Origin of the sequence: Jiella marina (assembly GCF_024359545.1) — a bacterium.
Taxonomy (GTDB): domain Bacteria; phylum Pseudomonadota; class Alphaproteobacteria; order Rhizobiales; family Rhizobiaceae; genus Jiella.
On sequence record NZ_JAKQZG010000004.1, the window covers coordinates 205,056 to 217,829 of the forward strand.

The 12,774-nt window shown below is 63.5% G+C and carries 10 protein-coding genes and 1 tRNA gene; 5 read left to right on the forward strand and 6 right to left on the reverse strand.

Features of this window, described 5'->3' with window-relative positions:
• Positions 1 to 164: 164 nt before the first annotated feature.
• The gene (locus tag MF134_RS09340; RefSeq protein ID WP_255339172.1) at positions 165 to 1,220 is read right to left on the reverse strand and encodes a Fe(3+) ABC transporter substrate-binding protein; all 1,056 of its coding nucleotides are present in this window, start codon (positions 1,218 to 1,220) and stop codon (positions 165 to 167) included.
• Between the two features lie 459 nt (positions 1,221 to 1,679).
• Here MF134_RS09340 and MF134_RS09345 point away from each other — a divergent pair, with 459 nt between their 5' ends.
• Positions 1,680 to 2,336 carry a class I SAM-dependent DNA methyltransferase gene (locus MF134_RS09345; protein ID WP_255339173.1) on the forward strand — a complete coding sequence of 219 codons (657 nt, stop codon included), beginning with the start codon at positions 1,680 to 1,682 and terminating at the stop codon, positions 2,334 to 2,336.
• A 131-nt stretch (positions 2,337 to 2,467) separates the two neighbouring features.
• Here the strand turns inward: MF134_RS09345 and MF134_RS09350 are convergent, their stop codons facing one another.
• Complete coding sequence (locus tag MF134_RS09350; protein WP_255339174.1) at positions 2,468 to 6,214, reverse strand: ATP-binding protein; 3,747 nt, start codon at positions 6,212 to 6,214, stop codon at positions 2,468 to 2,470.
• Positions 6,215 to 6,498: 284 nt separating this feature from the next.
• On the opposite strand from MF134_RS09350, the gene MF134_RS09355 reads away from it, so the two are divergent.
• Positions 6,499 to 6,954 (forward strand): phasin, encoded by a 456-nt coding sequence (locus MF134_RS09355; RefSeq protein WP_255339175.1) that lies wholly within the window; start codon positions 6,499 to 6,501, stop codon positions 6,952 to 6,954.
• A 270-nt stretch (positions 6,955 to 7,224) separates the two neighbouring features.
• Positions 7,225 to 7,301: transfer RNA gene (locus MF134_RS09360), tRNA-His, on the forward strand.
• A gap of 241 nt (positions 7,302 to 7,542) precedes the next feature.
• On the opposite strand, the gene MF134_RS09365 is transcribed toward MF134_RS09360, so the two are convergent.
• Positions 7,543 to 7,932 (reverse strand): cupin domain-containing protein, encoded by a 390-nt coding sequence (locus tag MF134_RS09365; RefSeq protein ID WP_255339176.1) that lies wholly within the window; start codon positions 7,930 to 7,932, stop codon positions 7,543 to 7,545.
• A 293-nt stretch (positions 7,933 to 8,225) separates the two neighbouring features.
• On the opposite strand from MF134_RS09365, the gene MF134_RS09370 reads away from it, so the two are divergent.
• Positions 8,226 to 8,636 carry a hypothetical protein gene (locus MF134_RS09370; RefSeq protein ID WP_255339177.1) on the forward strand — a complete coding sequence of 137 codons (411 nt, stop codon included), beginning with the start codon at positions 8,226 to 8,228 and terminating at the stop codon, positions 8,634 to 8,636.
• Between the two features lie 260 nt (positions 8,637 to 8,896).
• On the opposite strand, the gene MF134_RS09375 is transcribed toward MF134_RS09370, so the two are convergent.
• From MF134_RS09375 to xseA, 3 genes are all read right to left on the reverse strand, one after another.
• Positions 8,897 to 9,121: a hypothetical protein gene (locus MF134_RS09375; RefSeq protein WP_255339178.1), complete on the reverse strand. Its 225-nt coding sequence runs from the start codon at positions 9,119 to 9,121 to the stop codon at positions 8,897 to 8,899.
• A 602-nt stretch (positions 9,122 to 9,723) separates the two neighbouring features.
• Positions 9,724 to 10,029: a plasmid stabilization protein gene (locus tag MF134_RS09380; RefSeq protein WP_255339179.1), complete on the reverse strand. Its 306-nt coding sequence runs from the start codon at positions 10,027 to 10,029 to the stop codon at positions 9,724 to 9,726.
• Between the two features lie 88 nt (positions 10,030 to 10,117).
• Positions 10,118 to 11,716 (reverse strand): exodeoxyribonuclease VII large subunit, encoded by a 1,599-nt coding sequence (xseA, locus tag MF134_RS09385; protein WP_255339180.1) that lies wholly within the window; start codon positions 11,714 to 11,716, stop codon positions 10,118 to 10,120.
• A gap of 268 nt (positions 11,717 to 11,984) precedes the next feature.
• Between xseA and MF134_RS09390 the strand changes: the two genes are divergently transcribed.
• The gene (locus tag MF134_RS09390) at positions 11,985 to 12,746 is read left to right on the forward strand and encodes a pentapeptide repeat-containing protein (RefSeq protein WP_255339181.1); all 762 of its coding nucleotides are present in this window, start codon (positions 11,985 to 11,987) and stop codon (positions 12,744 to 12,746) included.
• Positions 12,747 to 12,774: the final 28 nt, after the last annotated feature.

Below are 12,774 nucleotides of genomic sequence, written 5' to 3' on the forward strand. Positions count from 1 at the left end.
GAGGCAAAGGGATGTCTGCAATCGCCGATCAAGTTATTCGGCAGCCGCAGACCCACCTCTGCCCTGCCGGGTGTCTCCCCCGCAAGGGGGGAGACTGGATTTGTGCGACGGCGGTCAAGCGCCTTCGACCTTATTGGCCGGATCGGAACGGTGTCCCGGTGTCCTCAGCTCTGGGGACCGTTGTCGTAGCCAATTTCGTCGACGATCCGCGAGGCTTCGGCGCGATGCCTGGCGATTTCGTCGAGCGAGATCGTGTCGGGCTTCAACTCACCGAAGGACTTCACGAGTTCCGACGTCTCGATGCCCGGCTCCACAGGATATTCGTAATTGAGCTCGGCATAGATCTTCTGCGCCTCGTCGCTCGACAGGAATTCCATCAGCTTGACGGCGTTGTCCTTGTGCGGTGCGTTCTTGGCCAGCGACACACCCGAAATGTTCACATGGGTGAGGCCATTGTCGAAGGTCGGCATGATCACCTTGATGGCGTCCGCCCATTCCTTCTGCTCCGGCTCCTTCTCGTTCGTCGCCATCTTGCCGACGTAGTAGGTGTTGCCGATGGCGATGTCGCACTCGCCGGCGAAGATCGCCTTGGCCTGATCGCGGTCGCCGCCCTCAGGCCGGCGGGCGAGATTGTCGCGCAGTCCCTCGACCCAGTCGCGCGCGGCATCCTCGCCATAGTGGGCGATGTAGGCGGCGATCAGCGCGATATTGTACTGGTGCTGGCCGGAGCGGGTGCAGAGGCGGCCCTTCCACTTCGGATCGGCGAGATCCTCATAGGAGATCTGGTCGACATCCACCCGGTCTTTTGACGCGTAAACCACCCGGCCCCTGGCGGTGAGGGCGAACCACTCCTTCTCGCCGTCCCGGAAGTTCTCGGGAATATTCGCTTCCAGAGTGTCGTTTTCGACGGGCTGGACCACACCGGCCTGCTTGGCGGCGTCGAGCCGACCGATGTCGACCGTCATGATCAGATCGGCGGGCGAATTGGCACCCTCGGCTGCGATGCGTTCTTCCAGACCCTTGTCGATGAAGATCGTGGCGGTGGTAAGCCCCGTCTCCTCCGTGAAGGCGTCGAGCAGCGGCTGGATGAGCTCCGGCTGACGGGACGTGTAGATGTTCACATCCGCAGCGTTGGCGGCCGTGGTCGTTCCGGCGAGCGCCAGGGTCGACAGGGACGCTGCAAAACCGGCGGCGAGGTTCCTGGGCGAAAAGGGTCGCATCCGCATTCCTTTCAAATCGGGTCTCAATGGCACCAGACACCCTGACGATCGTCAGGGCGAAATGTCAGGGAGAAGCCCTTAGCACCGAAGAAATCATCAGTAAAATCAATAGGTTAGAAGTATTCTAAATTGGAACGCTTCCAAGGTGGTCGAACGTCCAGCAGTTTCAGCTTGTTAGGGCCCACCCCGACCGATGCGCATCGAGAGATAACGCGACCGTTCACGTCAATTTTTACCGGCGGGGAATGCCGATCGGATTGGGGGAAGTTCCCATCGACATTGTGCGCTGCACGCCCAAAGCTGATGAAATGTGTTTCACGGTCAATCGTGAAATCGTTTGAATATCATGGGCTAAGAAAAAAGTTTCAGCAAAAACAGCTGTCAAGCCTCGATATAGGGGTTTCTGCACATAACTCGTAAGGGCACTTTCATTTTCAACGAGACAGGAGAGGACGAGCCTTGTCTGCATCGGACAACACCATTCATGCCTCGCACGAACTAGCCGGCGATTCCGAAAAACTCGAAAAGTACTATGCGGATTGGGCGGCGAAGTACGACGACGACGTTCGCAACGAGGAGTATGGTGGCCCAAGGGCCATCGCCAGCATCGCCCTGATGGTGGCCGACAGCTTCCTCGGCAAGCCGGCCAAGTCCATCCGCGTCCTTGACGCGGGCTGCGGAACGGGACTGGCGGGCATCGAACTGAAGATGAAGGGTTTCGACGTCATCGACGGTTTCGACCTGTCGCAGGAAATGTGCGACATCGCCGAAAAGACCGAGGCCTATGCCGAACTCGCGGGCAATGTGGACCTCAACCGGGACGACAAGCCGGTCTTCAACCGGACCTATGATCTGATCGTCTGCTGCGGCGTGTTCACGCTCGGCCATGTGGAGCCGGAAGCGCTGACCCGTCTGGCGGAATATCTCTCGGACGACGGTTACATGGTCGTCTCGACGCGCAACAGCTACCTCGAAGACACCGATTACGAGGATGTCGGCAAGCTGATCGAGAAGCAGGGCACGCTGCATCTCGTGACCAAGCTTCCGGACGCACGCTACATCGCCGAGGAAGACGCGCATTACTGGGTCTATGGCAAGGGCCGCAAGGCCTCCTGAGCCGGCGGCGCCGTGTCGGTCGGACCGGTACGGTACACGCGGAATAGCTCCGTGATGAAGAAATGGCCGCTCCGGAAGGGGCGGCCCTTTCTCCGTTCAGCTTGCGGAGTTTGTCCGTCTGCCGGGTTTCGTCAGTCTGCAAGCACTCGCGAAAGCGCGAAGCGGACCTCCACCAATGTTCCTTCCCCGGGCGTTGAACTGATCGAGAGCTCGGCCCGGTTGGCCTCCACCAGAGCCTTGGTGAGAGGCAGTCCGAGGCGGCCGCTTTCCGACGACGCTGTCCGATGATGGGGTGCGCCTCCGGGGGCGGAGTCCGCGCTACCGGGCGTATGAAGTACCGCTTCGATTTCCTCTTCCCGCATGCCGACGCCACTGTCGCGGAAGCGCAGGCTGACGCCGGAATTCGGATCGAATTTCGTCGAAACGATCAATTGTCCGCCGGCCGGCGTCGAGCGGATCGAGTCGGCGATGAGGTTCGTTGCGATCTGACGAATCGTATCGCGGTCGCCCACGATGGGGGGAACCGACGAGGGGAGGTGAGTTCTCACGATCACGCGCTGGCGGTTGGCCTGTGGCGAGATCACCTGGACCACTTCGCTGACGATCTCCGACAGCGAAACCGCCTCGAAGGCCAGCTGCAACCGGCCCGATTCGACCCTGCCGAGATCGTGCAGGATCTTGACCAGATCGAGAACCTGGTATCCCGAACGCTTGATGTCGCCGAGATATTCCAGGTAGCGCTCGTTGCCGAGGGGGCCGTGGGTTTCCGATGCAATGACATCGGCGAAGCCGATGATGGTTTCCACGGGACTGCGAATGTCTTCCGTGACCTCGGAGAGGAACGTGCTCTTCTGCAGGCTTGATGCTTCGGCGTTCGCCCGCGCCCTTTCGAGCTGATCCTGATCCTCCTTCCAGCGGCGGATGTCGCGAATGACGGCGCACCAGCCTTCCCGCCCGGGCAGCCGCCCGATCGAGACCGACAATGTCAGGAAAGCGCCGCCCGCCCCGCGCCCGATGACCTCCCGGTCGACCAATGGTGCCCCGGCGACGGGCTCTGGCGCGTCGTCTTCTTCGGATGCGGATTTCAGCGCAGTCTTCAGCCCCTTCTGGCTCTCATGTGCAAAAAGGGAGAGGAAGGGACGACCATCCTCGTCGCCGGGTTCGATGCCGAAGAGCGAATGCGCTGTCCCGCTCATCGCGGCAATGGTGCCCTCGTCATCGAACAGAACGACCGCATCGGCGGCGAGATCGATGATCGCACTTTCGAGCTCGTCGGTCGCCGCCGGAAGCGTCTCCTCCGGCCCCGCATCCGGCATCTGCGGACGCTCGGCAGCATCCAGCATGTCGGCGCAGAGGGCGCAAAGGCGAGGCGAGGCGAAGAAGGCGATCAGTAGATACGACGCACCGACGGCGCTCTGGCGCTGCATGCGCGCGCGAACCGATACGATTCGGCCGTTGGCGCGCTCGATCCGCAGCAGTCCGCTTTCGTCGTCCTCGGCCCGATCCTGGATCAGATGGTCGAGCCCGCCTGCGGCGACGAGCTTGTCCAACTCCTCATAGCCGGTCAGATCGAAGAATTCGCGGTTGCCGTAGATCAGCGCGTCGCCGGCCTGCACAAGGATGGGCATGGGAATCGCGCCATAGACACGATCCAGTTCGGCGATCAGACGGGCGCGCGCCTCGGGGGCGGAAGCCTCCTCGCTCGCATCTTCGGTTGCGGGTCCCACCTCACTCGTCGGCACGGGGAGCGGCGCACCTTTCTCCTCGACCTCTTCGCTCGACCGATCCGAAGCCGGTTCCGCGTCCGGGCCGTCGGAAAAGCGCTTCCACTCGATCTCGTCGATCCGCTCTGAGGCCGCTCGCACGGCCTCGACCAGGTCGTTCGGATCGCCGCCTCGCGCAAGCGTCTCGCCGATCGCCCGAAAGGCAGCTTCCTCGGTCTGGCTGAGGGCCGCATCGCGGGGACGACGACGTTCTTCGAGGTGGATCACCTTGCCGCCATCCGCCGATACGTCGTCCTCCGCCGGCGGCGTTTCCGGCTCCGCGGGGCGGTCGGCCGGATCGCGTCGCCCGAAGCTCGGCGGGCGTGGTCGATCCGCGCTGATGGTCCGCATGAGCGAAGCGACATCCTCCGCCGATGCCTCGGAGCGGGTCTCGGCGACCAGGTCCGCCGCACTGAGTCGCTCGAACGCTTCCGGGAGATGGAGGCCGATCGCTTCGGCGTCCGCCATGGCGTCCGCCAGGCGCACGACGCCGAATCCGCGAAAACCGTCGAAGGAACGGTCCCGCGCATAGATCGGCAGGGCGGCGAGATCGACGGGCACTTTCTTGTCGCTGTTTTCCAGCGGCCAAAGAACGGTGCGGCCCGACCACGTGTCGCGCCGCGCGAGCAGTTTGCCGATAGCGCCATCGGGATCGAGCCCATAGGCCCGCGCCACGTCCTCGAAGCTGCGGTCGATCACGTCGGCCGAGGCGGGCCCGACGGCATCGGCGAATTCGGGCGACAGCGAACGGAACCGCCCCTCGCTGTCGATCCGCCAGACGAAGCGAACCGGCTCGCGGTCCGTGGCGGGGATGAACGAGCCGACCGGCCCGTCCCAGGATGTCCGGCCTGCGTCGACCGAGCCGAAATCGTCCACAGTAACCTGTCTGACGGGCGACATCGCCGGCTCCTCAACAGTCGTCGGCTGAACGCCAGCCCCTCCGTCCTCAACAGGCTCGTCATCCGGCTCGCGGGCCTCCACCGAAGCGGTCTCTGCGGGCGTCGACGCCTGATCTTCGGGCTGCAGGAACTCCGCGCTCGGGGCAATCGGCGGAGCGCCCCAGGCGGAATGGATCCGTGGTGCTGCCGAAGACGCGGGCACATCCTCGGAACCGGCCGCATCCTCGGGGCCGGTTTCCTGCGGGGTGTTGGCGAAATCCGGGGCAGGGAACTGATCGGGTTCCTCACCGGCGGGCGCGTCGTCCGTATCGCCCGAGTTGGCGGCGGACGCCTCCCGGATTTCCTCGTACGCATCGCCCTGTTCGGGAGGCGCCGCATCGGCGTGCGTATCGACACTCTGGGGCGATGGAGCATGCCACGTCGAACGCAGGGGCCTCCGCCGAGACGGGGCGAGTTCCGCAGCGGGGCTTACGTCTTCGGGCGTTTCCTGAGTGCTCTCGTCCACTGCGTCGGACTGCTGACCGTCTTCCGAGTGTTCGGGACCGAATTCGGCTTGCGGCTCGTCTGCCGGCTCTGACGGTGCGAGGTGCGAACCGTCCGACCAGGCGAGGATACGGTTGTCGCCCACGCGGGCGAGCACGACCCGAAGGCCGTCATGGCCGGCGATCTCGGTGATGTCGCGATCTCCCTGGGCGAAGGTGGCGACCGCCTCGGCCGGGACCGGTGACCCGGCGGCGTCCGGCGCGAGAATCGCCTCGCCGTCCGGCTGGAAGAGGCCGAGCGTTCCGCCGCCGGCTTCGGCGAGAAGCGCTGCATCCTGCGTATCCGGGGCGCGGGCCGGTCTGGCCAGCGGCACGGTGAGGACGGCGAAGCTCTCCGCGTTCTCACCAAGGAGAGGAAAGCTCTCCCGTCGCAGTTCGGACGGCGTCGCGCCGGCGCCGAGCCCCTTCGCGGCGCGCAGGAGCAGCGTCGTTCGTCCGGTCCGCGAGAATACGCCCGCCGAACTCCGGACTTGGCGCAGGATCTCCTGGGGCGCGGCGTCCCCATCCTGCAGGCCGGCGGTCAGGCCGAAGGAGCGGGCGGCGGCGCTGTTGGCCCAGACCAGTCGGGCCAGGTCGCCGGACAGAACAAGGATGGCGGTCGTCGCATCATTTGCGGCGCGAATGCTCGGCTCGGCCATGATGGCGACCGCATCCGACGTCGTCAGTATCGCCATGGATTACGCTTTCACTTTCGCCACATGCCCGCCGCGCATGGGCCCTTCATCGCGTGTTCGCTTAAGGGTTCATTCATAGTGTCGTGCGGGGTGCGAATAAAGAAGCGGGCCGCAAAGCGCCCGTTTGACTGAAGAAACGGTTAACGACTGAGCAATTGCAAAAAAATTGAGCCAATTATGTTGCGATGCAATATGGTTCTTGCTATGTGTAGGCGGATAGGAAAAGCGACGCGCTTGTCCATCCCATAAGAAATCGTCCCAACGAGAATCGAGGAGATAGCCAGATGGCCGAAGCCAAGAGCGATCCGTTCGCCATGCCGAATGCACAGTCGATGCTGGGCATGGATCCGAGCCAGCTCAATGAGACGTTCCGTTCCATGACGCAGAAGTCGATGGAGCAGTCGAAGGAAGCTTACGGCCGGATGAAGTCCGCCTCCGACGAGGCGACCAAGGCGCTCGAGGCGACGATGGAAAACGCCCATCAGGGTTCGCTTCAGCTCTCCAAGAAGGCGATCGACGCGATGCGCACGAATGCCGAGCTCGGCTTCCAGCATCTGGACGCGATGATGTCGGCGAAGTCCTTTGCGGAAGTCATCGAAATGCAGAGCGCCTATGTGCGCAAGCAGGTCGAGATGGCGACCGATCAGGCCAAGGAAATGCAGACGCTGACCCAGGCCGTGGCGCAGGACATGATGAAGCCGGGTCGCGAAGCCTTCCAGAAGGCCAGCAAGACCAAGTAGTCCCGCGGCAGGTTCCCTGGCATCGACCGGGGAATCTCTCGAACGGTTTGCGATGACGGGCCATGCGCGAGCATCGTCCGTCATTTCCGTATGTTGGGAGAAGCGGCCGAGCGCGATGGGCGCCCGGCGCCGGCTTTTCTTGGTCTTTCCAGTCCTTCGGCAAACAGGTGCCATCCGTCCTGATCGCGATCCTGAAAACTGTCGGGATCATCGGGCTTGCATCGAAGGACGAAAATCACTATCCGGTCGGGTGATCGCGAGATCGGGCATGCGGTTGTAGCTCAGCTGGTCAGAGCGTCGGATTGTGGCTCCGAAGGTCGGTGGTTCGAACCCACCCAACCGTACCATTTCTTTCTTTTGAAATTTTGGCGGCCGGTTCTGCTGGGCCAGCATCATGTAGCGGGCGGCGACTTCCGGTTTTCAGACCTTGCCGTTTTTCCGATCCTGGCCCTTGACGCGGATGCGATCGTGCGAGGACAGCTGGCACCGCTGTTCACGAGGATACGCCAATGCTCGGTTGATCCGGGTTCGATGCACCCAACATCGAACTAAGCCCGCCCCTACGGCCTGACAGCCGTTCTCCGGGCTCTATTCGTCGAATTTGTACTCGATCTCGCGGAATGACGCGTTGGGAAACACATAGAGGATTCGCAGCGGCGCATCGCCGGTGTTCAGGGTGACGTGCGATGCGTTGGAGGGAATATAGACCGTCGCACCGGCTCGCAGCGGATGGGGTTCCTGATTGATCTCGACCTTGCCGTCGCCCGAGACGACGAAATAGATCTCGATCGGGTCGTGATGGTGCATGGGAAGCTCGGCGCCCGGTTCGATCTCGAACAGCCCCATGCCGGGCGCCTCGCGCTCGGAGAAAATGCTGCCCCATTGCACCCCCGGGAACTCACCGCGAATGTGGTCCGACCACGCGTTCCACTGGATGTTCTCTTCCTGGATCGATCGACCGGATTCCTGCTGCGACATGAATGCCTCCTTCGATGATCGGTGATGCACGAAAGCGGAGAGACGTGCGAGACGCCGGGACGGTTCCTTGCCGGTAGCCATCTCGCGAATGGGGCACTTCTTCCAGCGGGCTTTGATCGTGACGAGGACGGCGCAGATCATCCGGATCGGACGAAAACGTGGGACGCCCACATCGCAGACTCCTCCCTCACCATCTTCTGCGTTTCCGTGCCGCAGCTCTTCGTGAGGGCGAGAATGCTATGCTGGGATGTCGCAACTCTTCGGCGCGCCCGATGTCTTGGAGGAAGTCTACGATGAGAAAACTGTTCACGGCAGCACTCGCACTCGCTCCGTTCTTCGCCGCGCCGGCCTTCTCACAGGAAACCAGCACTGTGACCTTCAGGCCGGGTGATTACGGCACCATGGTCAGCGGACAGATCACAGGCGACGCCTATCGTGACTACGTTCTCGGCGCAAATGCCGGCCAGGAGTTGTTCGCCGAACTGACGGTCGCTGGGGGGAATGGAAGCGGGACGGCCTATTTCAATATCCTGCCGCCCGGGAGCGCTGCCGAAGCGATCTTCAACGGCTCGATGACCGACGGAAAATCGACGCGACTCGAACTGCCCGAGAGCGGCGATTACACCATTCGCGTCTACCTGCTGGGCAATGACAAGGATGCGGGCAAGACCGTCGCCTACAACCTTGATTTGTCGATCCAATAGACAACGATCGTCAATGCGCACAGTCCGGTGGCGCTTCGATAAAGGTTCGAAGGGTACGCAAGAAGTTGCTCGTCATTTTTGCATGAGAGCGGTGCCGCTCCACCGCAGGCCCAGAAGAGGCTTGCGCTGGCATATTGGTGGAGCGCTTCGTGTTGCAGGAGGGGGGCAACATCCCGCCCCACGCCCCACAGACCGCGCACGATTGCGAGAAGCTGCACATTCGCGACGTTGGGTGGGACAGCATGGCCGTCCGAAAGGGCTTACTGGGTGACCCTATCCGAGAGGTACGAGGCAGCCACGAGGGCTGAGAACAGGATCGTGGCAACCGCGAATCCGAGAGTGATGTAAAGAGGAAGCTTCACATCATTGGCATAGCTGACGTTCGGTTGCGACACCCAGTCGGAAGCACCGGAGGATGCTTGCCGACGCTCCGCATAGCGGTTGCGATGTGCTGCCTCGAAGGCGCCGTTCTTTGCATCGATCATACCTCACCTCGCCCTTCTCTCGGTGGTCGTATCGACAGCGATTGAGGGATAAGGTTGAGGAGCCGGCTAAGTTCCTTTTGCAGGGTCATGTTTTTTTGATCGATGGCAATGGCGTGTCTCATGGGCTTTGTGTGATCTCACGCCAGCCGGATGAAATTTGCACTAACCTATTGAATCCAAATATTGTGTTTGCAGCAGATTCCGCGCGTGGCTTCGGCTGATGATTTCCCAAAACTTTCGCGCGAACGCACCCCGGGTCTGAATTCTCGGGCCGGGTGGCATCGGAGGGGCGGGGCTGTTGGGCGAAGCGAGGTTTCCCGGTAAGCGCCGGTGCAGGATCGCCAGCGGGTCCATCGCTTTCGTCCGCCCAAGGATCTCAACCTCGCGGAGCGGCTTCCCTTCTAAGGCTTCCACTGACTTGAGCAATCGACCAAGCTTCAAGGATCAAGCCCATGGCCCCGCTCGTTCAGATCGCCATTGCCAAGCGTTTCCTCATCACCAACCTGCCAAAGCCCAAGCGCTGAGGGGTCGACCCGCAGCACCCAAGAAAAGCGTCGCCGTTCACTTCCGGCCCCGCCTTCAGGCCCGAGGGCGGGGTGGCCTCACGAACTCTGGCTCGCCTTGCGTGTTTCGGCGGCCTTCTTGGCCGATGCCGAACGTTCGGAGGCGGGTCGTTTAGCCGAAGCCTCGCCGCCGATCTTGCCGCCCTTGCGGGAGGCTTCGTGGGTGTCGTCCTGACCGCGCCCCGAGCCGGATTTGTTGCCACCGCCTGATTCCTTGTTGACGGTCGCCCAGGCCCGGCGCTCCGCCTCCTCCTCGGACACGCCGCGTTCCTCGTACCCCTCGGCGATATGCTCTGCCTTGCGTTCCTGCTTGTCGGTGTACTTGTCCTTGTCGCCGCGAGGCATGGCTCCCTCCTTGAGACTGGGACTTCCGCGATATTGGCAACAGAACCGCTACCGGAACCGGTGGTTCCAGCGTTGATGAAACAAGGTGTTAGCTGTCTCCGAAGAGGGAGCCCTGGTCATCTGCCGCGGCCTTTGCCCGGGCGGCCTTGCGGGGGCGTCTGGTCCGTGAACCAGCCGATGCCGCGCCGTCCGTGACGATCGCGCCACGCTTTTGCCGGCCCGCGAATTCCAGGCTGACGGCCATGCCGGCTTCGAGATCGGCCGCGCGCGTCAGCGGGTTGTCCTTCTCGTCGCGCACGATCGCATAGCCGCGGTCCAGCACGTTGAGGGGGCTCAGGCTGGAGGCGAGCCGCCAGGCATTGTCCAGCCGCTCGCGCCGGCGCGTCCGCTCCGCTTCCTCGCTGCGTGCCAGCCGCTCGCCCAGTTGCTGTAGCGACAGGCGCGCCGCCTCGCTGCGCGCCCGCAACATATGCGGCTTCAGATCGGCGGCCGCGCGGTCGAAACGCCGCCGCGCCTCGTCGAGCCTCAAACGCATGCCGTGATCGGCATGGACGGCGTGGTGGCGCAAGGTCGCTCGCTTATCGCGCAGCGACGCCTGCAACAGGCCCGGCGAGAGACGCGCGGCCTTGGTGGCGAAGTCCTGGCGCTTTTCGCCGATCGCGAGCCTCAGATTGCCGGCGAGAGCGCTGGTCGCCTCGTCCAGCCGCCGGCGCGGCAGTTCCAGAAGCGTATCGATGCCCGGTAGCGCCCGGGCGAGCGCAAAGAGGCCCTTGCGTTCCTGGCCGAGCCGACGCGAGATCGCCCCCGAGAGCCGGGCATTGTGGCTCGCCAGATCGGCGGCCAGTTCCGCCCGCACCGGCACCGCGATTTCGGCCGCGCCGGTCGGTGTGGGCGCGCGCCGGTCCGCGGCATGGTCGATCAGCGTCCAGTCGGTCTCGTGGCCCACGGCCGAAATCAACGGGATCTGCGACGCGGCGGCCGCCCGTACGACCGCTTCGTCATTGAAACCCCACAGATCTTCCAGGCTGCCGCCGCCGCGGGCGACGATGATGAGATCCGGTCGGGGCAGCTTGCTACTGGCTTCGATGGCGTTGAAGCCTTCGATCGCGCTGGCGACCTCGGATCCGGAAGTCTCGCCCTGAACACGTACGGGCCAGACCACGAGGTGCACCGGGAAGCGATCGGCGATGCGATGGGCGATGTCGCGGATCACCGCACCCGTCGGCGAGGTGACGATCCCGATCGTCTTCGGCAGGAAGGGCAGGGGGCGCTTGCGCTCGGCCGCGAACAGCCCCTCCGCTTCGAGCTTCAGCCGCCGCTCGTTCAGAAGCGCCATCAGCGCCCCGGCCCCGGCCGGCTCGATCGCCTCGATCACGACCTGGTATTTGGAGGAATTGGGATAGGTGGTGAGGCGGCCGGTGGCGATTACCTCGAGCCCTTCCTCCGGCTTGAAGGCGAGCTTCGAAAACGTCGTCCGCCAGACCACGGCGTCGATCCGCGCGCGCTCGTCCTTCAGGCAGAAATAGGCGTGGCCGGACGAATGTGGGCCGCGATAGCCCGAGACTTCGCCACGAATGCGCACATGGCCGAAGGCGTCTTCGACGGTACGTTTCAGGGCGCCGGAAATCTCCGAGACGGTGAACTCGGCGACATTGCTCGTGACGGGCGATTCGGATGGCGGGCTCATGGAGCCGAGTCTGAACCATGGGCGCATGCGACAGCAAGGCTGTCACGGTCCACGGCCTGGCAATGGCGACCGATCAAGCCGAAGCGTTTTGACCCATTCGTGCGGATGCGCGTAACAATTGCCCCAGCGGAAACGAAGATCAGTGGGCGCATCAAGAATTCCGGACCACGCCGATGGGCCGCGCGGGAGCGAAGCATGGCAGGCGTCGGATGCCGCGCGGTCGCATCGTCGGTCCCCGGTTCGGAAGAACGATCGAAGGGAGACGATCATGAAACGCGCCATGCTGATGCTGGCCGGTCTCGTTCTGGCGACGAGCGTCGCGGCCGGTTCCGCCGGGGCTCAGGGCATGTTGAGCGGGCTCGACATGACTTCCGAGCGGATGACCGAAGCCGAACTCACCCGAGAGGAGGTCGCGGGGATTCTGAGGCGCGCGACCGACGACGCGCCCGCCGATCTGTCCCGCAAGTCACTGAACGGGCTTGATCTGTCCGGTCTCGACTTTTCGAACGCAAGGCTCACGGCAGCCTATCTCAACGGCACGAACTTCTCGGGCGCGAGGCTCGAAGGGGCGAAGCTCGATCAGTCCTGGGGGATGAAGGCGAACTTCGTTGGCGCCGATCTGTCGGGCGCGAGCCTGTTTCAGGCACAGTTGATGGATGCGGACTTCACCGGCGCCGATCTATCCGGCGCACGTCTCGCTGCCGACCTTTCGCGGGCGACGCTCGTGGATGCAGATCTTTCCAGGGCCGATCTGTCGGCCGACATGCGTAACCAGTCCATGGGGCTCATGCGCGGCGTGTTGAACTCGGCCGATCTGTCGGGCGCCGATCTTTCCGAGGCCAATCTGTCGCGCGCGGCGGCCGAATTCGCCGACTTCTCCGGCGCTTCGCTGGAGGGTGCGGACCTCACGCGGCTGGAGGCGGCGGGGGCACAATTCGGCGGCGCGACGGTGGAAGGGGCGAACTTCGCTGATGCGGATCTGCGCTCGGCGAAGCTCGATGGCATGGTGGGCAAGCCGAAGAACCTGTAGCGGCCCCGGCCGGAGCCACCGCCGCCTT